This is a genomic window from Nonomuraea sp. NPDC049709 (assembly GCF_040674815.1).
GTDB lineage: Bacteria > Actinomycetota > Actinomycetes > Streptosporangiales > Streptosporangiaceae > Nonomuraea.
In genome coordinates this window covers 51,909-73,566 of sequence record NZ_JBFANM010000046.1, presented here as the reverse complement: position 1 = coordinate 73,566, position 21,658 = coordinate 51,909, and the positions used below count along the sequence as shown (strand labels likewise).

Genomic DNA, 21,658 nt, shown 5'->3' with positions numbered 1-21,658 from the left:
AGATGGCTGGCATGCCGTACGAAGTGCAGGGCGTCATCGCCCGGGGCAAGGGCCAGGAAGTTTCGCTCGAGACGGTGATCGTCCCGGACCCGGGTCCGGGCGAGGCGGTGGTGGATGTGCAGGCCTGCGGGGTCTGCCACACCGACCTGCATTACCGCGAGGGCGGGATCAGCGACGACTATCCGTTCCTGCTGGGCCATGAGGCGGCGGGCGTGGTCGAGGCGGTCGGCCCCGGGGTCACCGAGGTGGAGCCCGGCGACTTCGTGATCCTCAACTGGCGCGCGGTGTGCGGCCAGTGCCGCGCCTGCCTGCGCGGCCGGCCGTGGTACTGCTTCGCCACCCACAACGCCAGTCAGAAGATGACGCTCAAGGACGGCACCGAGCTGTCGCCCGCGCTCGGCATCGGGGCGTTCCTGGACAAGACGCTCGTGGCGGCTGGGCAGTGCACGAAGGTCTCCGCCGAGGCTCCGGCGCAGGTCGCGGGCCTGCTGGGCTGCGGCGTGATGGCCGGTCTCGGCGCGGCGATCAACACCGGCGGGGTGACGCGCGGCGACAGCGTGGCGGTGATCGGCTGCGGCGGGGTCGGGGACGCGGCGATCCTGGGCTCCTCGCTGGCCGGCGCCTCGAAGATCATCGCGGTGGACGTGGACGACCGCAAGCTGGAGTGGGCCCGCAGGTTCGGCGCCACCCACACGGTCAACTCGCGGGAGAACGACCCGGTCGAGGCGATCCGCGACCTGACCGGCGGCAACGGCGCGGACGTGGTGGTCGAGGCGGTGGGCCGGCCGGAGACGTACGAGCAGGCCTTCTACGCCCGCGACCTGGCCGGCACGGTCGTGCTGGTCGGCGTGCCGACCCCGGAGATGCGCATCGACCTGCCCCTCCTCGACGTGTTCGGCCGCGGCGGCGCGCTGAAGTCCTCCTGGTACGGCGACTGCCTGCCCAGCCGCGACTTCCCCATGCTGATCGACCTGTTCCTGCAGAACCGCCTGCCCCTGGACAAGTTCGTGTCGGAGACCATCTCCGTGGACGGGGTCGAGGAGGCGTTCGCGAAGATGCACCGCGGCGAGGTGCTGCGCTCGGTGGTGGTCTTCTCATGATCGACCGGGTCATCACCTCGGGCACGTTCTCGCTCGACGGCGGCACGTGGGACGTCGACAACAACGTCTGGCTGGTCGGCGACGCCCGCGAGGTCGTGGTCATCGACGCCGCCCACGACGCGGCGGCGATCGCCGAGCGGGTGGGCGGGCGTACGGTCAGGGCCATCGTCTGCACCCACGCGCACAACGACCACATCAACGCGGCGAAGGAGCTCGCCGGGCTGACCGGCGCGCCGATCCGGCTGCATCCGGCCGACCAGGTGCTGTGGGAGCAGGTGTACGGGCCGGAGGTGACGTACGAGCCGCTGGCCGACGGCGAGAAGCTCGTGGTCGGCGGGGTCGCCCTGCAGATCCTGCACACCCCCGGCCACTCGCCTGGGGCCGTCTGCGCTCACGCGCCCGACCTGGGAGCGCTGTTCAGCGGCGACACCCTGTTCAAGGGCGGCCCGGGGGCGACCGGCCGCTCCTACAGCTCGTTCGAGACGATCATCGACTCGATCCGCGACCGGCTTCTCACCCTGCCGCCCGAGACCGTCGTGCACACGGGGCACGGCGACTCCACCGCGATCGGCGGGGAGGCCCCGCACCTGGAGGAGTGGATCGCCAGGGGGCACTGACAGGCGGGGATAGGCGACTGTGACCCACCCAACGTAGGCAAGCCTTACCAAAGTGGGTTACCTTAGGTGTGCCTAACCTAAAGGCGCCCGTTCCTTCACGAGAGGCTAGTCCCTGGATGTACGTGTGCATTTGTCGTGCCGTGACCGAAAACGAGGTCCACGACTGCATCGCCTCCGGGGCGACGAGCGCGAAGCAGATCCGCGACACCACCGGTGCTGGTGGGGACTGTGCCCGTTGTGTACGGAAGATCTGTGCGATCCTGAAACGGTCTGAAGAACTCACGACCGCATAGCCGGATAGCGACGAGGAGCCCGTTTCATGCAGGGCGACAAGCAGATCATCGAGTTGCTCAACGAACAGCTGACCGCGGAGCTCACCGCGATCAACCAGTATTTCCTGCACGCCAAGATGCAGGAGAACTGGGGCTACACGAAGCTGGCCGAGCACACCCGCGAAGAGTCGATCGACGAGATGCGCCACGCCGAGCGCCTCACCGATCGCATCCTCTTCCTGGAGGGCCTGCCCAACTACCAGCGCCTGGGCACGCTGCACATCGGCCAGACCGTCGAGGAGCAGCTCAAGGCCGACCTTGAGGTGGAGATGTCGGTGGTGCAGCGGCTGCGCCCGGCGATCCAGCTCATGCGCGAGAAAGGCGACATCACCTCTGCCCGCATCTTCGAGGAGATCCTCGAGGACGAGGAAGAGCACATCGACTACCTGGAGACGGAGCTGGGCCTGATCCGCAGCCTCGGGGAGCAGCTCTACCTGGCCCGCTACGCCAAGCCGCACTCGTCGGACGACTGACCGCCGGGCAGCGCGCAGGCCGGGGCGGCCATCGTGTACGACCGCCCGGCCTCGGCGGCCACAGACCCGCGGCCCCGCCTCGCCCGCCGGCCGTACCGTGAGCTCACCGGTACGCCCCGCGTGCAGCGTGACCTGCTCCACCAGGGCCGTCACGCCACGAGACTCCCCACTCCCACCGCCACGCAGCCCGCGCACCGCCCCCGTGGGCCAGGCCGACGGGGGCGCCGGTGGTGCGACCGCCACGGCCGGCAACCCTGTCAGCGGCGCTTTCAGCGGCCGGGGCGGAGGCTGATCTGCTCGCCGTGCTCCCGGAACCCGAGCGCCCGGGCCACCCGGCGCGACGCCTCGACCCGGGTCCGCCACTGCGGCAGCAGCCCGTTCCTCAGCGCGTCCGCGACGGCGGCCGAGGCGACCGCGCGGGCCAGCCCGCGCCCCCGGTGCGTGGTGGCGGTCAGCAGGGAGACGTGCGCCGCCGTGTCCAGCCACGGCCGGTACGCCGCCGCCGCGACGACCTCCCGCCCGTCGCGGACCACGTACGCCGCCGAAGTGGTCTCGTCGAGACCGCTCTCCTGCGCGTCCTCCTCCGGCACCGAGGCCACCAGCGTCAGCACGTCGTCGTGCCCCGGCGGCAGGCTCTCCGCCTGCGCGGGGGCAGGGGCGAAGTCCGCCTCGTCGAGATAGGCGAGTGCCGCCGGCCCCAGGACGTCGCCGGCCGCGGGCCCCGCGAGATCGGTGAGCGCCGCCAGCCCGGCGCCCGACCCGAGGAGGGCGAGCAGCCGCTCCCGCACCGGCTCCACCAGGCCCGGCCGGGGCACGACGGCCAGGATCGCCCCGTCCAGCGTCACGATGCCGGCCCATCCGGGCGGGCACATCCAGGACTCCGGCGAGACCGCCACGCTCACGCCTCCCCGGCCCGGGAACGTGACGGGGACCCGGGCGAGCCGGGCCCACATTTCGCGAGCGCGATTCACGGCATTCAACGACATTTCCCCATGATCGCCGTCGAATGTTCAGGGCATGCCCTTGGCGTGGCGGGGTTGATCCTCTCTCGACCGGGCATGATCGTCCGATGATTCTCGGGTGGAAAACGGCGGTGCTTTAATCACGACGTAACGTATTTTAGCTGTGTTTGCCCAGGTCAATGGATAGGTCAACGACGAGTCAAACCGCGCGCTGTGCCCGGGAAACGATCGCCTAAGGTCCTACGATCGCTTCATGACCTGCGTACTTCTCGCCGAGGATGACACCTCGATATCCGAGCCACTCGCGCGTGCGCTGCGCCGTGAGGGCTATCAGGTTGAGGTGAGTCCCGACGGCCCGCAGGCCCTGGAGAGGGCCCTGTCGGGCGGCATCGATCTCATCGTTCTTGACCTTGGCCTGCCAGAAATGGACGGTCTCGAGGTCGCCCGCCGGATCCGGGCCGAAGGCCACGGCACTCCGGTTCTGATACTCACCGCCCGCGTCGACGAGGTGGACACCGTCGTCGGCCTCGACGCCGGCGCCGACGACTACGTGACGAAACCGTTCAGGCTGGCGGAGCTGCTCGCCAGAGTGCGCGCCCTGCTGCGCCGCGGCACCTCCGAGACCCCGGTCGTCCAGGGGGTGCGCATCGACGCCGACTCGCGCCGCGCCTGGATGGGGGAGAAGGAGCTGCACCTGACCACCAAGGAGTTCGACCTGCTGCGCGTCCTGGTCCGCGACGCGGGCAAGGTCGTCACCCGCGAGCAGATCATGCGCGAGGTGTGGGACACCAACTGGTGGGGCTCCACCAAGACGCTCGACATGCACATCTCCTGGCTGCGCCGCAAGCTCGGTGACGACGCGGCCAAGCCGCGTTACATCACGACCGTCAGGGGAGTCGGCTTCCGGTTCGAGCGCGAGTAGGAGATGCGCCGCCGACTGCTCTCCTCCACCCTGGTCGTCGCGGTAATCGCGGTCCTGCTGCTGGGGGTCCCCCTGGGCGTCGTCGTCAGCCGCCTGATCGTCGATGAGGCGGCTCAGGAGCTTGGGGCGGAAGCCAAGCGTCTCGTGGGAGAGGTGGAGTACGCCCGTGTCCAGGAGACGCCGCTCGACCCCCAGCAACTGGAGCAAAAGTACCCGGGCAGGTTCATCCAGATCTGGGAACGTGGAACCCCCCTCAGGGTGACCGTCGTCGGCGAGCCCCCGCCGTCCGGTCACCTGATGACTGAGGACGCCCAGACCAACACCGGTGTCTACGTACGCATCAGCCGCGACCGCGATCAGGTCGAGCAGGACGTACGGGCCCGCCTGCTGCTCATCGTGGCCCTGGCCGTCGCCGCCCTGGCGGTGGCCGTGAGCCTGGCCGTCGTGCAGTCCCGCCGGTTGACGCTGCCCCTGCAGGACCTGGCGAAGATCGCCGACCGGCTGGGTTCCGGGGACGCGCGGCCGAGCAAGCACCGCTACGGCATCCCCGAGCTCGACCGCGTGGCCCAGGTGCTCGACCGCAGCGCCACCCGCATCTCCGACCTGCTCACCCGCGAGCGCGAGTTCGCCACCGACGCCTCCCACCAGCTCCGCACCCCCTTGACCGGGCTCACCATGCGCCTGGAGGAGATCGTGGCCGCCTCCGACGAGCCGGACGTCGTGCGCGAGGAGGGCGAGGCGGCGATCGTCCAGGCCGAGCGGCTGACCGCCGTGATCGACGAGTTGCTGGCCGCGGCCCGCCGCCAGCGCCACGCCCAGGCCGAGCCGGTCGCGATCGACGAGGTGCTCGTCCAGCAGATCACCGAATGGGAGCCGGTCTTCCGGGACGCGCACCGTGCGCTGCAGCTCGACGGCTCCCGCGGCCTGAAGGCGATGGCCACGACGGGCGGGTTCGGCCAGGTGATCGCCTCGCTGCTGGAGAACTCCCTGCGCCACGGTGGGGGCGCCGTCACCGTCACCACCACCTGTGGCGACAACTACGTGGTGATCGAGGTCGCGGACGAGGGCCCCGGCATCGCCGACGAGATCGCCCCCAAGATCTTCGACCGGAACGTCAGCGGCGGTGGAGGCACCGGGCTCGGCCTGACGCTGGCCCGCGCGCTGGCGGCGGCCGACGGCGGCCGGCTGGAGCTGGTGCGCCGGCGCCCGGCGACGTTCGCCATCTTCCTGCGCCCAGCCGAGGACGACGGCCGGAACCGGGTGGTCAGCGGTCCTGCCTGACGCCGCCCTCGGGCAGCTCCACCGGGATCGGCTCGGTGGCCTCCAGGAACACCCACTTCTTGTACGACCAGTAACGGAACAGGGTGCCGAGCCCCACGCCGACGATGTTGGCGATGTTGAGGCTGAGCGTGTCGTGCAGGTTGAGGGTGTAGGTGGTGAAGCCGATCGTCAGCATGCCGAACAGCAGCGCGATGCCGTTGAGTAGGAAGAACAGGAAATATTCGCGCCCCAGCCCGTTCTGCTCGCGGTGCCGGAAGGTCCACAACCGGTTGCCCGCGTACGCGAACGTCGTGGAGACCGACGTCGCCGCGACCTTGGACGTCAGCGGCCCCAGGTCGAACACCACGCTGCAGAGGTTGAGCAGCCCCAGGTCGATGAGGAAGGCGATGGCACCGATGCTGCCGAATTTGGCCAGCTCGTGCAGGAGGGAGGAGAACCGCTGGTAGAGGCGTTTGGTGAAGTCCACGTCTCTGCTCGGTCCCTTCCTAGTCAGAGCTGACGCCCCCAGCGTACCGGCCGTGATGTAGGACGGGATGTCAGACCCATCAACATACCGCGCAAAGAACGTCTTTAGAAATATCGTCCTATGACCGGCATACCCCTTACATGGGCATTACGCTGCGATGGCAGATCGAGGGCACGCGAGCGCTGGGCGGCCGTGCCCATAGGGCAACCCGGAACGGCCGCCCAGCCCCTGCCTGCGACAGGCGGTGCCGGGTTGGGTCAGGGAAAGTCGTTGCGTCCCGGTAAGCTCACCTGGCGTGAGTTCATACAGCCCCATCGGACCGGTCGTCGGCATCGTCGGCGCGGGCCAGCTGGCCAGGATGTCGCAGCCGCCCGCCATCGCGCTGGGCGTCGAGCTGCGGGTGCTGGCCAACAGTCCTGAGGAGAGCGCAGCCCGGGTCATCGTCGACACGCGCATCGGAGACTACCGCGATCTTGGCGATCTCCGCGACTTCGCCAAGGGCTGCGACGCGATCACGTTCGACCACGAGCACGTGCCCACCGAGCACATCCGGGCCCTGGCCGCCAACGGCTACGTCGTCCACCCGGGCGCCGACGCCCTCGTGCACGCCCAGGACAAGGCCGTCATGCGCGAGCGGCTGTCCGAGATCGGCGTGCCCTGCCCGTCCTGGGCGCGGGTGCCGTCCGCCGAGGACGCCATTCGCTTCGGCGAGGAGCACGGCTGGCCGGTGGTGCTGAAGGCGGTGCGCGGCGGCTACGACGGGCGCGGCGTGTGGGTGTGCCGCAGCGCGGTGGAGGTGACGGAGGCGTTCGCGACCGGGGTCGAGCTCATGGCCGAGGCGTTCGTGCCGTTCGAGCGGGAGCTCGCGGTGCTGGTCGCCCGCTCGCCGCACGGGCAGGGCGTGAGCTATCCGGTCGTGGAGACCGTGCAGCAGGACGGCATCTGCGTCGAGGTGCTCGCCCCCGCTCCCGGGCTCGACCCGGAGCAGGCCGCGCAGGCCCAGCGCATCGGCCTGAAGATCGCCGACGAGCTGGATGTGACCGGGCTGCTGGCGGTGGAGCTGTTCCAGACCGCCCGTGGCCTGGTGGTCAACGAGCTGGCCATGCGCCCGCACAACAGCGGCCACTGGACGATCGAGGGCTCGACGACGTCGCAGTTCGAGCAGCACCTGCGGGCCGTCCTGGACCTGCCGCTGGGCACGCCCAAGATGACCGCCCAGGTCGTCGTCATGGCCAACCTGCTCGGCGGTGACGACCCCGACCTGTTCAAGCGCTACGAGCACGTGCTGGCCCACGACCCCGGCATCAAGCTGCACTTCTACGGCAAAGAGGTGCGTCCGGGCCGCAAGATCGGCCACGTGACGGCCCTCGGCTCCAACCTCGACGAGGTGCGCGCCCGCGCCCGCCACGCCGCCGTCTACCTCATGACCGGGGAGTACACGTGAGAGAGAGCAGCGGGCGAGCTCCCGATTTCCCGGTGCTGACGAAGGAGACGCAGTGAAGATCGGCATTGTCATGGGGAGCGACTCCGACTGGCCGGTCATGAAGGCCGCCGCGGAGGCGGTCGCCGAGTTCGGGGTGCCGTTCGAGGCCGACGTCGTGTCGGCGCACCGCATGCCGGTCGAGATGATCGACTACGGCCGCCAGGCGGCCTCCCGCGGCCTCCGGGTGATCATCGCCGGCGCCGGCGGGGCCGCCCACCTGCCCGGCATGCTGGCCTCCGTCACGCCGCTGCCGGTGATCGGGGTGCCGGTGCCGCTGAAATATCTCGACGGGATGGACTCCCTGCTGTCGATCGTCCAGATGCCGGCCGGGGTGCCGGTCGCCACGGTGGCGGTGGGCGGGGCCCGCAACGCGGGGCTGCTGGCCGTACGCATCCTGGCCGCCTCCGACGAGGGGCTGCGGGAGCGGATGGAGGAGTTCCAGGAGCGGTTGAAGGAGCAGGCGTACGCCAAGGGCGAGAAGCTGCGCGCGGAGGCGGCCGAGCTCTGAAAGCCCTTTTATCCTGGGCTTTCCGGCGGCTACTGTGCCGGGATGGACGATCTGATCAAAGGTCACGCGGCTCGTGTGCGCGCCGCGGACCCGCTCCTCGCCGGCGAGGACGAGCTGTCCTTACGCCAGCGCGACGAGCTGCTCGAAACGTCCGACGCCGTCGGCGTGGTGTCGGTGGACCGGATCGATCCAGGTGAGCTCCGGGCCTCCTGGTCCCCGCTGGTCGTACACCGCCTCCAGGCCAGGGTCGCCGGCCCCGACCCGGAGGCCGCGTTCGGCGCGCTGCTCGACCGGTGGCTGGCCGCGCCCCGCCGCGCCGAGCCCGGGCAGGCGCTGACCGTGTCGTGGCCGAGCCGCGACACCGTCCCCGCCAGGGCCCTGGCCGTCCGCGGGTTCACCCCCATCGCCGCGGCCGCCGTCTGCCGCATCCGCCCGCGCGCCGCGCATGCCGTAGCCGCCGTCCGCCGGGCCGGCCTCGGCGACCTGGAGGCGGTGGCGCGGATGTACGAGCGGCTGGTGGCATACGACGCGCAGTTCGGCTGGGTGACCGTGCGCGCGTCCACCAGGGAGCGCATCAGGGAGTCGGTGGTGACCGAGGTGCTGCCGCTGGAGTGGTGCTGGCTGGCGGAGATGGGCGGTGAACCGGTGGGCTGCGTCATCGTCCAGCCGCCCGGACGGTCGGGGTGGATCGCGCGGTCGGTGAACGACTCGCCGGTGGCGTACCTGGGGGTCATGTACGTCGAGCCGTCGGCGCGGGGGCGGGGCGTGGGCGCGGCGCTCACCGCGGCGGCCCACGACCACGCGGCGGCCGGCGGGGTCTCGTCCATGGTGCTGCACCACGCGCTGCCGAACCCGGTGTCCACCCCGTTCTGGGCCCGCCGCGGCTATCGTCCGCTGGTCACCCAGTGGGTCCGGCACCTGGTCTAGGGTACGTGTCCGGCGGGAGCCCGCCCTCGGCCAGCTCGGGAACCGCCGAGGCCAGCCGCCATCGTCCGTCGGCCGACTTCTCGAACGTGAAACGGTGCCTGAGCTGGTACTGCTCGGCCTGTGGCGCGCTCGCGGGGGTGCGTCCGTGGAAGAGCTTGGTGCGTTCGGTGAGGTGGAGGGCCGGGGCTCCGCCCTCGTCCTCGTGGTCGTGGTCGAACCGCGCGTCCTGAACGGTCACCTCGGCCCGGTCGTGGCCGCCGTTCACGGAGCGGAGCAGCTCCCGGCGGCGGTCGATCGCCAGGGCATCGGCGGCCAGGCGCCGCCGGAGGGCGTCGGTGACCGGGGCGCGGGTGAGCTCCCCCTCCGGCGCGTCGGTCGTCAGCCGCGCCGCCCGGTCGTCGAGGTAGGTCCGCGCGATCGCCAGCAGCTCGCCCTCGGCCTGGGCGGCCACGGCGGGCCGGGGCTCCGGCCGCAGCGACAACAGGCACACCAGGATGGCGGCACCGGACAAGAGCCTGGCCGTCCTGTCCATACGGCTCCTCACCGATGACCCGGGGGCTAAGGGGGATGGGGGCGAGACGGGGACCCGGCGCTGGTGGGCTAGGGGCGGCCCAGGGCGCGGTAGTGCCAGCCGGCCGAGCGCCACATCTCGGAGTTGAGGGCGTTGCGGCCGTCCACGATGCGCCGGGTGGCGACCACCGCACCCAGCTCCACCGGGTCGAGCTGCAGGAACTCCTGCCACTCGGTGAGAAGCAACACCACATGTGCCCCGCGAACCGCCTCCACAGCGGACTCGCCGTAGTTGAGCTCGGGATGTGCCTTGCGGGCGTTGTCGAGCGCGATCGGGTCGTACACGGTGACCTGTCCGCCCTGGTGCCCGATCGTCACGGCGACGTCGAGCGCGGGGGAGTCGCGGATGTCGTCGGAGTTCGGCTTGAACGCGGCTCCCAGCACGCCCACGGTGCACCCGTGGAAGGAGCCGCCGGCCAGCTCCCTGGCCAGGTCCACCATGCGGGCGCGGCGCCGCATGTTGATGGCGTCCACCTCGCGCAGGAACGTCAGCGCCTGGTCCGCCCCCAGCTCGCCGGCCCGCGCCATGAAGGCCCTGATGTCCTTGGGCAGGCAGCCGCCGCCGAAACCGAGCCCGGCGTTGAGGTAGCGGCCGCCGATGCGGTCGTCGTACGACAGCGCCTCGGACAGCAGCTCGACGTCGGCGTGCGCGGCCTCGCAGACCTCGGCCATGGCGTTGATGAAGGAGATCTTGGTGGCCAGGAACGCGTTGGCGGCCGTCTTGACCAGCTCAGCCGTGGCGAAATCGGTCACCACGACGGGAATCTCGCCCAGCGGCTCGTACACCTCGCGCAGCATCTTCTCCGCACGTTCGCTGCGCACGCCCAGCACGATGCGATCGGGGTTCAGGGTGTCCTGGACGGCGAACCCCTCGCGCAGGAACTCGGGGTTCCACGCCAGCTCGGTCTGCCCGCCGGCGGGAGCGAGCCGGGCCAGCTTCTCGGCCAGCCGCCCCGCGGTGCCCACGGGCACGGTGGACTTGCCGACGACCAGGCACTCGCGATCGAGGAGCGGGGCGAGTGATTCGAGGGCGTTGTCCATATAAGTAACGTCTGCGGCGTACTCGCCGCGTTTCTGCGGAGTGCCCACGCAGATGAAGTGCACGTCGCCGAAGGCGGCGATCTCCTCGTACGAGGTGGTGAAGCGGAGCCGGCCGGAGTCGAGACCGCGGCGGAGGACCGGTTCGAGGCCGGGTTCGTGGATCGGGAGCTCGCCCGCGTTCAGTCGACGGATCTTGTCAGCGTCGATGTCGAGGCCCAGGACGTCGAATCCGAGATCGGCCATGCAGGCTGCATGCGTGATTCCCAGGTATCCGGTCCCGATCACCGTGAGGCGATATGGCACGAGTGAGCTCCTTTCGATCGCGCAGGCATGCTACCGGCCCTCGCTACCTCCTACGTGCCACCTGCACCTCTTCGCAAACCGTACCGGCTGGTAACAAGATGGTCGGACGTCCTAGTATTCGATGCATGAGCTTCCCGCTATACGCACCCGCCGAAGAGCACGACATGCTCAGGGAGACGGTAAGGGCCCTGGCCGACGAGAAGATCGCGCCGCACGCCGCCGAGATCGACGAGACCGAGGAGTTCTCCTGGGACGTCTACAAGGCGCTCGTGGCGTCGGACCTGCACGCCGTGCACGTCCCTGAGCAGTACGGGGGCGCGGGGGCGGACGCTCTGGCCACCGTGATCGTCATCGAGGAGGTGGCCCGCGCCTGCGCGTCGTCTTCCCTGATCCCCGCCGTCAACAAGCTCGGCACGGTGCCGCTGCTGCTCTCGGCCTCGGAGGAGCTCAAGGCCCGCTACCTGGCGCCGGTGGCCCGGGGGGAGGGGATGTTCTCGTACGCGCTGTCGGAGCCGGAGGCGGGCTCGGACGCGGCCGCCATGAAGACGCGGGCGGTGGCGGACGGGGACTCGTACGTGATCAACGGCACCAAGATGTGGATCACCAACGCCGGGGTCTCCGAGTACTACACGCTGATGGCGGTCACCGACCCCTCGGCCGGCCCGCGCGGCATCTCCGCCTTCGTCGTGGAGAAGTCGGACGAGGGCGTCTCATTCGGCCCCAAGGAGAAGAAGCTCGGCATCAAGGGCTCGCCCACCCGCCAGGTCATCCTGGACAACGTCCGCATCCCGGCGGACCGCATGATCGGCGCGCCCGGCACCGGCTTCAAGACGGCCCTGGCCACCCTGGACCACACCCGCATCACCATCGCCGCCCAGGCCCTCGGCATCGCCCAGGGAGCGCTGGACTTCGCGATCGGCTACGTCAAGGAACGCAAGCAGTTCGGCCGGCCGGTGGCCGACTTCCAGGGCGTGCAGTTCATGCTCGCCGACATGGCCATGAAGCTCGAGGCGGCGCGTCAGCTCACGTACCACGCGGCGGCGAAGTCGGAGCGGGCGATGCACGGGGAGCCCCAGAAGGACCTCACGTTCCTGTCGAGCGCGGCGAAGTGCGCGGCCTCGGACGCGGCCATGGAGATCACGACGGACGCGGTGCAGCTGCTGGGCGGGTACGGCTACACGAAGGACTTCCCGGTGGAGCGCATGATGCGCGACGCCAAGATCACCCAGATCTACGAGGGCACGAATCAGATCCAGCGCATGGTGATGGCCCGCCAACTTCTCAAGTAGCTCTGGCATGCGGAAACCCCGCCTGCTGGGCGGCAGAGGCGGGGTTCGCTGTCTCGTGGTCGGGACGGAAGGGCCAGGCGGCGCGGGTCAGAAGTACGGTGCCCAGCCGGGACCGACGGTCTTCGCGCTTGCGAACTGGTTGCCGCCCCGGCCGTTCCAGAGGTGGAGCGTGTCGTTGTGGACGGCCGCGATGTCGGTGTGGCCGTCCCGATCGACGTCGCCGAGGGACATCAGCTTGTCCGCGTACGGTGCCCAGCCGGGCCCGGTCCTCGTCCTGGTGGTGAACTCGTTGCCGCCTTCGCCGTTCCAGATGTAGAGGTCGCCGGTGGCCTTCTCCACCGCGGCCAGATCGCCGATGGCGTCACCGTTGAAGTCGCCGCTGATCGGCCGGGTGTAGTTGTTCCAGCCGGTGCCGATGGTGGTCCTGCCGGAGAACCTGTTGCCGCCCTGGCCGTTCCAGACGTAGAGGGTGCCGTTGAGGGTGGCCGCGATGTCGTTGTGGCCGTCCTGGTTGATGTCGCCCACGGACGTCAGCGTGTCCGCGTACGGTGTCCAGCCGGGCCCGACCTTCTCCGGGGTGGTGAACTCGTTGCCGCCTTCGCCGTTCCAGACGTGCAGCAGGCCAGTGCTCTTTTCGGCGGCGACCAGGTCGGTGCGCCCGTCGTCGTTGAAGTCGCCCGCGATCGGCCGGGTGAAGCCGTCCCAGCCGTCTCCGACGCGGGTTCTGCCCCAGAAGTTGTTGGCACCCCTGCCGGTCCAGAGGTGCAGCGATCCGGTCTTGGCCGAGAAGATGTCGCCCACGCCGTCAGCGTTGAAGTCCGGCGTGTTCGCCGCGGTCATGGCGGCATAGTGCGTCGCGAGCTCCTTGTTCGTGAGCGCATGGTTGTAGATCGCGAACTTCCCGATGGCGCCCTTGAACCAGGACGCCTTGCTGCGGGTCCCGACCCGGACGGGGGCCGGTCCGGGCTTGGGCCGCACGATGACCTCGTCAGGCTGACCGGGGCGGAAGACCAGGTTCGACGAGCTCACGAGCACGCCGTTGCGGTAGCTCCGCACCTTGCCGTACTCGCCTTCGGAGGTGTCGAAGGTGAACGCGATGTGGATCCACTCGTTGACCCGCACGGTCTGCTGGATGCCCGCCCCGGCGCCGAAGCCGCCGTCGAGATTCCAGGCGTACCCGGAGATCCGGTTGGGGCGGTCCTCGTCGTTCACCTTGGAGTACATCCGGCCCGCCCACTCCTGGTCGCCGCCGCTGCCCGACTTCGTGCCCTTCCCCAGGAAGTAGACGTACCCGCTCTGCTCCTCGTCGGGGAACTGCAGGGTGTGCGGCCTGATCCAGGCCTCCACGGTGAACTTGCCGGTCGTGGAGATGTGGAACTTGTCGGCGTTGGGCACCTCGAAGTATCCGGATGATCCGTTGAAGACCGAGGCGCCGTCCCGGTTGGGAAGCTGGACCGAGCTGGTGACATTGTGGAAGGTGCCCTTGTACCCGTTGCCGGTCCGGTCGGTCTCCGTACCGTAGGACGGGTGTGACAGCCGCCAGTAGGAGGCGGGTCGGTGCGACAGCACCAGCTTGTCGTACGCGCTCAGCCCTCCCGGCTGGGCCGCCGCGGATCCCTGGACGTTCGCGGTCGCCGCCATGGGTGCGTGGAAGTTCGCGATCGCCGCCACCAGCACGGCGCTCATTCCCACCACGAGGGTGCGCCGGTGTGCCTTGCTGAGCCGTCTCCGCATGACTTGGGTGCCTCGCCCTTCCTGGGGTCCTGTGCTCGAACGACAAAGCTAGGAGGCAGCGGTATAGCGGGGGTATGTCCGGTCCGTGCACGGCGATCGGGACTCCGCGGCAGGCACACGGCTTGCGCTCGGTACGGCTTCCGTTCCTATGCTCAGTCGGATCCGACCCACGTCGTAGGCGTGCCTCCTGATCAGCGAACTGTTCAAGGGTCGGTTCGCGCCTCCGCCTCCGCCTCCGCCTCCGCCACCGCGCAGGCGTCGACGGCGCGTTTCAGTCTCCGCTCGATCTCTCGCGGGTGCCGTCCGAGGCAGGAGCGGGCCTCCGCCAGCGCGGTGACCGCCTTGCTCATCGCCTCGGTCCGCCATGACGCCGGCTGGGGCGTGCCCGAGAACAGGCGCTCGCAGAGGGCGGCGAGCCGGGCGTACGGGGCCAGAGTGGCCGCCAGCTGGGCCTCCGCGGCCACCGTCCCCGTGACCGGGGGGAACTCGCTCGCCTCGACCAGGTCGTACAGGTTCGCGGGCTCGTCCTCGAGCGACTCCTGGAACGCCAGGACCCGGTCCAGCATCGCCTTCGCGAGGTCGTCGCTCTCGCCGCGCAGCTTCTCGACGGCCGCGTCCACGACCTCGCACAGGTCGTTCCGCAGCACGCGCCGGGAGAGCAGGGCGATGGTGGCCTCCTCCCCGTCCTTGAGCTCGCGCTTGAGGTCCACGCACGACCGTGCGGTACGGATGAGGTCGCGCGCGTGGCCGCCGGACCACGCGTAGCAGAACAGCACGAACACCTTGGAGAAGTCGCGCGCCCGCCGCGAGATGAGTGTCTGTGACTCCTCCAACGACAGCGGACCGACCGGGATGATGGTGTCGAACGCCGAGTCGAACACATCCCGCACCGGCACTCCCCGCGCGGCGAAGCTGTGCATGGCGTCGGTGGACACGGAAAGGACGAAGTGTGCCTTGGCGACGTGGAACAGGTCCTTGAGGCCGTTGATCGCGTCGACGGCCTCGGCCGGATCCGCCAGCTTGTCCAGCTCGTCCACGCAGATGACGACGGGTTTGTTGCTGAGCGCGAGCAGCTGGTCGATGAACTGCCGGAGCGCCTGGACCGACTCGGCGTGGGTGACCTCGCGCTCGGTACGGGACAGCTTGCTGCCGCCTTCGAAGCCGGATCCGCCGACCTTCGCCGCGGTGGTCGCGCTCCGCTCGACCGTCGTGGACCAGCGCAGGAACTCCAGCTGCTGCAGGCAGAGCTCACGTGTCGTCTGCGGCGAGACCATCAGTTTCGTCTGGCCCTGGAAGAGGGCCCACCACCGGCTGACCACGAACCCGATGATCAGGCCGCCCAGCACGACGGCCGTGATGCCCGTCCATCCGAGGTTGACCGGATTCGGCACGGGACGGTTCTTGTCGTAGATCCACAAGGTGATCAGGAGGGACACCGCCACTGCCGCGAGGAGCGTCCGCAGCACCACTCGCAGGGCCGGCGCCGCCATGCGGTCGCGGATGAGGTTCGTCTCGCCGGGATTGAGGCAGACCTGTGCCAGTTCGCCGTGGATGAGGCGGGTGAACTCCACGGCGGAGTACTGCACCGGTGCGCTGACCAGGGCGACATGGCAGTCGAAGGCCTCGTCCTGCCGCAGGCGCCGCATCAGGGTGGTCTTGCCCGACCCGCGGGCGCCGGCCAGCCCGGTCGCCGAGGACTCGTGCTCGCCGATGAAGGCCCGGAGCCGCTCGTACGTACGGGACGGAATGGTGTCCTGAAGGTTGAGCTCCACCAGCGCAGGAGCCTGGGAGGTGCGCAGCGTGCCGGACCAGCGCACCTCCTCGCCCTGCAACTCGCTGATGGCGAGGCGGATCAGAGCGCGCAGCGGGGGCAACAGGGCTTTCCGGAGCTCTCGGGAAGCGAGCACGCTCTGCTGCCGGATCGTTTTCCACAGCTTCACCATGGCGAGCATCCCCAGCGCCACCAGGCCGATCGAGAACGCGGCGTTGGCCGCTCTCGATCGGAAGGGGATCCCGGTGCTCAAGAGAGTGGCCCCGAGCACGAGGAGGGACGCCACGAGAAGTGCCAGGGCGGCGATGGCCCAGGGCCGACGCCATGCACGGCGAGCCTTGCCGACCGCCGCGATGTCCTCACCCAGCAGATTGGAGAGCTCATCGGCCCGCTGCCGGACGTCGTCGAGTATTTCCGCGTGAAGCTCGGTTTCGCACTTCAGTTCGGGCTCGTTCTCCAGCAGTTCGCGTGCGATCTGCGCCAACTCCGCAGGGCGCAGGCGATCGGCCATGCCGCGCATCACCACCCCCGCCGGCGCGAACTGTGGCACCGATTTAGGTCACCAAAAAATGCAGCTGTGGGTCAGGAGGAAAAAGCAGTTTCTAGCGTCCAGGAATTTTATCCGGGAGGGACTTTTGACGCTAGACATAGCATGATAGAAGACTTTCTTGGATGATTGCGGCATTACTTACGCCGGATATCAAGCCAGGTCGCCGTCATTGGGCGCCCCGGCATGGACGGTCATGCGTATGCGGCAGGCAGAATGTGTGCGCGACCAGGCATCCGTTCTTGTCCGCGGCAATGGGTACGGGAGATCATGATGCGACAGGTTGCGGTGTCGGCAGGAGCCTCTTCGTGACCGCGTACGATGCCGGCCCGTGGGTCGGCCTCCGCCCGTTCGGCAGGGATGACGAGGCCAGGTTCTTCGGCCGCAACATCGAGACCCGCGAGGTGGCGGAGCTCTGGCAGCGAAATCGGCTGACCCTGCTGATCGGCGACTCGGGTGTCGGAAAGACGTCACTGCTCCACGCCGGGGTGGCTCCGTACCTGGCCAACAGCGGGGTGCGCGTGGTGCCCGTCGGTGACCCGAGCTACCGCAGGACCCTGCCGGCGCCGGTGATCACGGCCCGAGGCCGCACCCTCTTCGCGCTCCTGTCGTCGTGGCAGCCCACGGAGGACCCCGCCCGCTGTGTCGGCCTGACGATCTCGGGGTTCCTCCGGCGGCAGGCGCCACCTGGCACATCGATCCTGGTGGCGATCGACGGCGCCGAGAGGGTGATCCGCGGTTCTGTCGCGTCGAAGCCGGAACACCGTCTCTTCCGCGAGGAACTGGAAGTCGCCCTACGGGCCTTTCCGGACGTCCACCTGCTGCTGTCGATCCGGCCGGACTGCATCGAGGAGGCGCGCAGCCTCTGCGGGGCGCTGGGCGAGACCCCGGCGGAGTACGAGCTGCCGCCGCTGGACCGGCAGTCCGCGATCGACGCGCTGGCCCGGCCGCTGCTGAGCACCCAGCTGCAGTTCGACCACGGCATGCCCGCACGGCTCGTGGACACGCTGACGGTCGAGCACGGCACGTCGGGTGTCGCGCTCGTGGAGCCTGTCCTGCTGCAGATGCTGTGCGCCGAACTCTGGGAAGGCGTACGCGGCGGCGGGACGTTGTCCGTCGTCGTCGAGAAGGTGCTCAACGACGTGGACGGAGCGCTGGCCGAGTTCTGCTCCCGCACGCTGTTCACGCTGACCAGCGACCACGGCCTGCCCACCTGCGAGATCGGCGGCTGGATGCGCCGGACCTTCACCAGGTCATCCGAGGGGACGTCGCCTCACGAGGCGGCACCCGCGGCCCAGAGCGACCGTCCGAAAGAGATCACGGACACCGTCGTCCGCGCCGTGGAGGACCGGCATCTGCTCAAGTTCTGCCGGCTGGCCGGCGGGGACGGCTTCCAGCTCCAGCATCCGCGACTGGCGAGCGCGCTCCAGCGGCTCCGAGAGGCACCGGCGACGTGGCCGGAGCCCACTGCGGGCGACCTCCTGCGTGAGGCTGAGCAGGCGATGTCCGGGGGCAATCTGAAGCTCGCCGCGAAGTACGCGCGAGCGGTGCTGGCCAAGACCGAAAGGGAGCACGGCCAGATCCATATCTCCGCCTGGATCATCCTGGGCGACATCGCCTTCTCCCGGGCGGAACACGACGCCGCACGGCACGCCTACGACAAGGCGCTGGCGATCGAGGCGATGACGGACTCCAGGTCCCCCGCCGTCGCGTACCTGTTCGCCGCGATAGCGCGCGTCCACCTCCTCCAGGGGGATACGGAGAACGCGCTCGGCAGCGCGCGGGCCGCTCGGCTCATCACGGCGGGTGAGACGATCACCTTGCTGGAGCTCGGGCAGGCTCTCTGGCACACGAGCCGGTATCAGGCGGCGGTCAAGGAGTTGAACGCCGTGCTGGAGCGGGATCCAGAGCATGCCGAGGCCCGCCGCATTCGCGGAGAGATCTACGCGGACTGGGACAAGTGGCAAGAAGCCCTGGACGACCTGGACAGTGTCGCCATCGCGGCCCCGCTGTCGGCCCGCGCGGCGTACATCCTGGCGGCGAGCCGCAATGCCCCCGTCTCGCGGAGGGAGGTGGAGGAGCTTCGCGAAGAGGGGCGGACACATGGCCTGGTCCTGCTGTACCTCGCCCGGTCCATGCGCAGGCACGGATATCGGGACCTTGCCGCGGAACTCGCCACCGAGGCCCTCCGGGCGACGAATCCACGCCTGTCGCGCCACCATCGAACGCAGGCGGAGAAAATCGTGCGAAGGCAGTAACGTACGGGAAACGCTAAAGGGGCTGACTTCTGCCCGATTGTAGCGTTATGTCTTAATCGCGGTCGAAATGGCCAACGGAGTTACTGAATCCGGCGATGGCTTCGGTGTCCCGCCGATCGGGCGCCATCAGGCTCCTTATCGCGTAGGCGAAGGCCGAGCCGTCGAGTTCGTCGAGGTCGCGGAGGGACAGATCGGAACAGTTAGGCAGCTGACCTGCCAGTTCGTTCTCCTGTTGCTCCATGACCAACTCCCAGCCTGATGCATCACGGTCCAGTGTCCGGGACAGCATACAAGCTGGGTGACACCTCTGGTACGGGGACGGCGCCGCGAAGATACTTGGAAAGGTTATCGACACGATACATGATTGGCCGATCAATCCGTTTACTCTGAGGTGCCTTGCTCGAGTTCTTTATTCTTGCGTTGGCGCTTGGGTATGACATGGTCGGTTTCCGGCGTGCCATTGACCGTATCGAAGCGTTGTTCAACGTTGAGACTGGAGTCTACGATTCGGAGGTGGCCCTGTGACCGGTACACAGCCGAGCGAAGTAAGACGGTCAGCGGCGCCCGAGGTATGGGGCAAGATTCCGCCCAGGAACAAGAACTTCACCGGTAGAGAAGTGCTCCTCGAGAAACTGCGCTCGGGGATGACCGCCGGGACCAGCGGGCAGGTCACGGTGGTCCTCCCGCGGGTTCTTCCGCATGCCCTCCACGGTCTGGGCGGTGTCGGGAAGACGCAGATGGCGGTGGAGTACGCCTACAGATACGGCAACGAGTACGACCTCGTCTGGTGGATCTCCGCCGACCAGCGGGTGCTCATCCGCTCGTCGCTGGCGTCGCTGGCTCCCTATCTCGACCTCCCGTCGGCGGCGGCGATCGGCGTCGAGGACGCGGCCAACGCCGCGCTGGACGCGCTGCGGCGCGGCAAGCCGTACAACCGCTGGCTGCTCATCTTCGACAACGCGGACGAGCCGGAGGAGATCCGGGACGTGATCCCGGACGGGCCGGGCCACGTCCTGATCACTTCGCGTAACCACCGGTGGGAGGACGTCGTCGAGGCCGTCCCGGTCGACGTCTTCACCCGGGCGGAGAGCATCGCGTTCCTCAGCAAGCGGGTCCGCAGGGCGTTAGCTCCCGAGGACGCCGACCGGCTCGCCGACCAGCTGGGAGACCTTCCCCTGGCGCTGGAGCAGGCCGGTGCGCTCCAGGCCGAGACGGGCATGCCCGTCGACGAGTACATCGAGCTGCTGAACGAGCACGCCAGCCAGCTCCTCGACGAGGGCAAGCCGACCGAATACCCGATCTCGATGACGGCGGCCTGGAACCTCTCGGTCAGCCGGCTGAGCGAGCGGCGCCCGGAGGCCATCGACCTGCTGCGCTGCTGCGCCTTCTTCGGCCCGGAGCCGATCCCGCGCGATGTGTTCAGCCAGCGCGTCAGCGATCTGAGCCCGCAGTTGAACGAGCTTCTCGCCAATCCGATCAAGCTGAGCCGGTCGGTGGGCGAGCTGGGCCGCTTCGCCCTGGCGCGCATCGACCCGAGCAGCCGGACCATCCAGGTGCACCGGCTGATCCAGGCGCTCGTACGCGACGAGCTCGAACCCGAGGAGAAGGTCAGGCATCTCGCGGACGTCCACCGCCTGCTGACCGGCCTGCAACTGGGCAATCCCGAAGAGTCGGTCAACTGGGGCCGTTACGGCGGCATCCTCGGGCATGTCGTGCCCGCCCGGGTCCAGGAGAGCCGAGACCTGAAGGTCCGCGACTTCGCGCTGAACCTGGCTCGTTATCTGTACATGTCCGGCGACGGATTCGCCCAGGAGTTCGTCAACCTCTTCATCGACCAGTGGGAGAAGGACTCCGGCCCCGACGATCCCCACGTGCTCAAGGCCTATCGCGAGCAGGGCAACATCCTGCGCCAGCTGGGCAAGTACAACGAGGTCTACGAGCTCAACCAGCGGACCCTCGGCAAGATGCGCCGGGTGGGCACACCCGACGACGAGCTGCTGCTCCTGGTCAGCGGCATCGGCGCTGACCTGCGCGCGCGAGGCGACTTCGCCGCGGCCCTGAGCCATGACGAGGACTCGGTACGCCGGCACGAGGCGGCCTTCGGCCCCGACGATCAGCGAACCCTGCGCGCGAAGAACAACCTGGCCCTGGACTACAGCCTCACCAGTCGTTTCCATCGGGCTCGGGAACTGCACGAGATCGCCTACATCGGGCTGCAGGACGCCCAGGCGGGCGCGGCGACCGTACTGGTCCACTGGAACGCGCTCGCACGTGCGGTCCGCCTGTCCGGTGACTACGCCGAGGCCAGCGACCTGGGCGAGGAGGCTCTCGCCTACGGTCTGGAGTATCTGGGCGGCGATCACCCCACCTACCTCTGGACCGCCAAGGATCTCTCCATCGCCTGGCGGAGGCTCGGCGAGCTCGACAGGGCACTGGAGATGTGCACCGACGTGCACGGCCGCTATGTCCGAAGGTACGGCCTCGACCACCCCGACACGCTGGCCGCGGCCATGTCCCTGGCCAACGTGCAGCGCAACAACGGCCAGGAGCAGGAAGGACTGGAACTGGCGGCCGACACCGTGAAGCGCTATCCGCACGTCTACGGCGCCGACCATCCGTACTGCCTGGCCTGCACGGGCAACCTGGCGCTGCTGCACCGCACTTGCCAGGACCCGGAGAAGGCCCGCGCGCTGAACGAGGAGACGCTGGAGAAACTCGAGCGGCGTCTCGGGCGCAACCACCACTACTACCTGACCGTGGCCACCAACCTGGCGAGCGACCTGGCGGCGCTGGGGTTGTACGACCTGGCCGTGGAGCGCGGCCGCGACACCTATGGCCGGCTGAAGGAGCTCGTCAGCCAGAACCATCCGATGTCCCTCGCCTGCGCCGCCAACCTTGCGGCCGACCTCAAGCGCCTCGGCACGTCCGAGGCCCTCGAGGAGGCGGCGGCTCTCCGCGAGGACACCCGTGACCGGTACGCGCAGAGGCTCAACCTGGAGCATCCCGACGCCATCGCCTTCCTCGAGGAACGGCACCTGGACCTCGACTTCGACCCGCCGCCGATCTGAGGATCG

The 21,658-nt window shown here is 69.1% G+C and carries 19 protein-coding genes; 12 read left to right on the top strand and 7 right to left on the bottom strand.

Annotation, left to right across the window (positions count from 1 at the left end):
• Nucleotides 1–11 precede the first annotated feature (11 nt).
• The 4 genes from AB0J69_RS38005 (at nucleotide 12) to bfr (ending at nucleotide 2,522) form a co-directional block, all read left to right on the top strand.
• Nucleotides 12–1,100, top strand: a complete 1,089-nt coding sequence (locus AB0J69_RS38005) for an S-(hydroxymethyl)mycothiol dehydrogenase (RefSeq protein ID WP_364127835.1) — start codon at nucleotides 12–14, stop codon at nucleotides 1,098–1,100.
• Complete coding sequence (locus AB0J69_RS38000; protein ID WP_364127832.1) at nucleotides 1,097–1,717, top strand: MBL fold metallo-hydrolase; 621 nt, start codon at nucleotides 1,097–1,099, stop codon at nucleotides 1,715–1,717. Before AB0J69_RS38005 ends, AB0J69_RS38000 begins: the two co-directional genes overlap by 4 nt.
• Before the next feature lie 116 nt (nucleotides 1,718–1,833).
• Nucleotides 1,834–2,010 carry a (2Fe-2S)-binding protein gene (locus AB0J69_RS37995; protein ID WP_127939836.1) on the top strand — a complete coding sequence of 59 codons (177 nt, stop codon included), beginning with the start codon at nucleotides 1,834–1,836 and terminating at the stop codon, nucleotides 2,008–2,010.
• Between the two features lie 26 nt (nucleotides 2,011–2,036).
• Nucleotides 2,037–2,522, top strand: a complete 486-nt coding sequence (bfr, locus tag AB0J69_RS37990; protein WP_364127829.1) for a bacterioferritin — start codon at nucleotides 2,037–2,039, stop codon at nucleotides 2,520–2,522.
• Nucleotides 2,523–2,791: 269 nt separating this feature from the next.
• Here the strand turns inward: bfr and AB0J69_RS37985 are convergent, their stop codons facing one another.
• Nucleotides 2,792–3,424: a GNAT family N-acetyltransferase gene (locus AB0J69_RS37985; RefSeq protein WP_364127827.1), complete on the bottom strand. Its 633-nt coding sequence runs from the start codon at nucleotides 3,422–3,424 to the stop codon at nucleotides 2,792–2,794.
• A 313-nt stretch (nucleotides 3,425–3,737) separates the two neighbouring features.
• Between AB0J69_RS37985 and AB0J69_RS37980 the strand changes: the two genes are divergently transcribed.
• Both AB0J69_RS37980 and AB0J69_RS37975 read left to right on the top strand, forming a co-directional pair.
• Entirely contained in the window at nucleotides 3,738–4,406 is a 669-nt protein-coding gene (locus AB0J69_RS37980; protein WP_043620820.1) for a response regulator transcription factor, read from the top strand.
• 3 nt (nucleotides 4,407–4,409) lie between these two features.
• Nucleotides 4,410–5,687, top strand: a complete 1,278-nt coding sequence (locus AB0J69_RS37975; protein ID WP_364127824.1) for an ATP-binding protein — start codon at nucleotides 4,410–4,412, stop codon at nucleotides 5,685–5,687.
• Here AB0J69_RS37975 and AB0J69_RS37970 read toward each other — a convergent pair.
• Nucleotides 5,671–6,153 carry a GtrA family protein gene (locus tag AB0J69_RS37970; RefSeq protein WP_364127822.1) on the bottom strand — a complete coding sequence of 161 codons (483 nt, stop codon included), beginning with the start codon at nucleotides 6,151–6,153 and terminating at the stop codon, nucleotides 5,671–5,673. The genes AB0J69_RS37975 and AB0J69_RS37970 overlap by 17 nt on opposite strands.
• Nucleotides 6,154–6,448: 295 nt before the next feature.
• Between AB0J69_RS37970 and AB0J69_RS37965 the strand changes: the two genes are divergently transcribed.
• Genes AB0J69_RS37965 through AB0J69_RS37955 form a run of 3 tightly spaced genes read left to right on the top strand, consistent with a single transcriptional unit; the run spans nucleotide 6,449 to nucleotide 9,071 of the window.
• Nucleotides 6,449–7,597: a 5-(carboxyamino)imidazole ribonucleotide synthase gene (locus tag AB0J69_RS37965; RefSeq protein WP_364127820.1), complete on the top strand. Its 1,149-nt coding sequence runs from the start codon at nucleotides 6,449–6,451 to the stop codon at nucleotides 7,595–7,597.
• Nucleotides 7,598–7,649: 52 nt separating this feature from the next.
• Nucleotides 7,650–8,144, top strand: coding sequence for a 5-(carboxyamino)imidazole ribonucleotide mutase (gene purE / locus AB0J69_RS37960; RefSeq protein WP_364127817.1), 495 nt, complete (start codon nucleotides 7,650–7,652; stop codon nucleotides 8,142–8,144).
• Between the two features lie 42 nt (nucleotides 8,145–8,186).
• Nucleotides 8,187–9,071: a GNAT family N-acetyltransferase gene (locus AB0J69_RS37955; protein ID WP_364127815.1), complete on the top strand. Its 885-nt coding sequence runs from the start codon at nucleotides 8,187–8,189 to the stop codon at nucleotides 9,069–9,071.
• Here AB0J69_RS37955 and AB0J69_RS37950 read toward each other — a convergent pair.
• A complete protein-coding gene (locus AB0J69_RS37950; protein WP_364127812.1) occupies nucleotides 9,043–9,603 on the bottom strand; it encodes a hypothetical protein in 561 nt (186 codons plus the stop codon). The two genes, AB0J69_RS37955 and AB0J69_RS37950, sit on opposite strands and share 29 nt — an antisense overlap.
• Nucleotides 9,604–9,671: 68 nt before the next feature.
• The gene (locus AB0J69_RS37945; protein WP_364127809.1) at nucleotides 9,672–10,985 is read right to left on the bottom strand and encodes a UDP-glucose/GDP-mannose dehydrogenase family protein; all 1,314 of its coding nucleotides are present in this window, start codon (nucleotides 10,983–10,985) and stop codon (nucleotides 9,672–9,674) included.
• A 125-nt stretch (nucleotides 10,986–11,110) separates the two neighbouring features.
• On the opposite strand from AB0J69_RS37945, the gene AB0J69_RS37940 reads away from it, so the two are divergent.
• A complete protein-coding gene (locus tag AB0J69_RS37940; protein WP_364127806.1) occupies nucleotides 11,111–12,274 on the top strand; it encodes an acyl-CoA dehydrogenase family protein in 1,164 nt (387 codons plus the stop codon).
• 87 nt (nucleotides 12,275–12,361) lie between these two features.
• Here AB0J69_RS37940 and AB0J69_RS37935 read toward each other — a convergent pair whose 3' ends face one another.
• A complete protein-coding gene (locus AB0J69_RS37935) occupies nucleotides 12,362–14,008 on the bottom strand; it encodes an FG-GAP-like repeat-containing protein (RefSeq protein WP_364127804.1) in 1,647 nt (548 codons plus the stop codon).
• A 203-nt stretch (nucleotides 14,009–14,211) separates the two neighbouring features.
• On the bottom strand, nucleotides 14,212–16,329 hold the full coding sequence (locus tag AB0J69_RS37930) for a P-loop NTPase fold protein (protein WP_364127801.1): 2,118 nt from the start codon (nucleotides 16,327–16,329) through the stop codon (nucleotides 14,212–14,214).
• Nucleotides 16,330–16,634: 305 nt separating this feature from the next.
• On the opposite strand from AB0J69_RS37930, the gene AB0J69_RS37925 reads away from it, so the two are divergent.
• Nucleotides 16,635–18,584 (top strand): hypothetical protein, encoded by a 1,950-nt coding sequence (locus tag AB0J69_RS37925; protein WP_364127798.1) that lies wholly within the window; start codon nucleotides 16,635–16,637, stop codon nucleotides 18,582–18,584.
• A gap of 52 nt (nucleotides 18,585–18,636) precedes the next feature.
• On the opposite strand, the gene AB0J69_RS37920 is transcribed toward AB0J69_RS37925, so the two are convergent.
• Nucleotides 18,637–18,825 (bottom strand): FXSXX-COOH protein, encoded by a 189-nt coding sequence (locus AB0J69_RS37920; RefSeq protein WP_364127795.1) that lies wholly within the window; start codon nucleotides 18,823–18,825, stop codon nucleotides 18,637–18,639.
• Nucleotides 18,826–19,105: 280 nt separating this feature from the next.
• Between AB0J69_RS37920 and fxsT the strand changes: the two genes are divergently transcribed.
• Nucleotides 19,106–21,652: an FxSxx-COOH system tetratricopeptide repeat protein gene (gene fxsT / locus AB0J69_RS37915; protein ID WP_364127793.1), complete on the top strand. Its 2,547-nt coding sequence runs from the start codon at nucleotides 19,106–19,108 to the stop codon at nucleotides 21,650–21,652.
• Nucleotides 21,653–21,658: the final 6 nt, after the last annotated feature.

Coding starts and splice junctions, on each gene's coding strand:
- AB0J69_RS38005 (WP_364127835.1), top strand. CDS start 12: ATGCCGTACGAAGTGCAGGGCGTCATCGCCCGGGGCAAGGGCCAGGAA.
- AB0J69_RS38000 (WP_364127832.1), top strand. CDS start 1,097: ATGATCGACCGGGTCATCACCTCGGGCACGTTCTCGCTCGACGGCGGC.
- AB0J69_RS37995 (WP_127939836.1), top strand. CDS start 1,834: ATGTACGTGTGCATTTGTCGTGCCGTGACCGAAAACGAGGTCCACGAC.
- bfr (WP_364127829.1), top strand. CDS start 2,037: ATGCAGGGCGACAAGCAGATCATCGAGTTGCTCAACGAACAGCTGACC.
- AB0J69_RS37980 (WP_043620820.1), top strand. CDS start 3,738: ATGACCTGCGTACTTCTCGCCGAGGATGACACCTCGATATCCGAGCCA.
- AB0J69_RS37975 (WP_364127824.1), top strand. CDS start 4,410: ATGCGCCGCCGACTGCTCTCCTCCACCCTGGTCGTCGCGGTAATCGCG.
- AB0J69_RS37955 (WP_364127815.1), top strand. CDS start 8,187: ATGGACGATCTGATCAAAGGTCACGCGGCTCGTGTGCGCGCCGCGGAC.
- AB0J69_RS37950 (WP_364127812.1), bottom strand. CDS start 9,603: ATGGACAGGACGGCCAGGCTCTTGTCCGGTGCCGCCATCCTGGTGTGC.
- AB0J69_RS37940 (WP_364127806.1), top strand. CDS start 11,111: ATGAGCTTCCCGCTATACGCACCCGCCGAAGAGCACGACATGCTCAGG.
- AB0J69_RS37935 (WP_364127804.1), bottom strand. CDS start 14,008: ATGCGGAGACGGCTCAGCAAGGCACACCGGCGCACCCTCGTGGTGGGA.
- AB0J69_RS37920 (WP_364127795.1), bottom strand. CDS start 18,825: ATGGAGCAACAGGAGAACGAACTGGCAGGTCAGCTGCCTAACTGTTCC.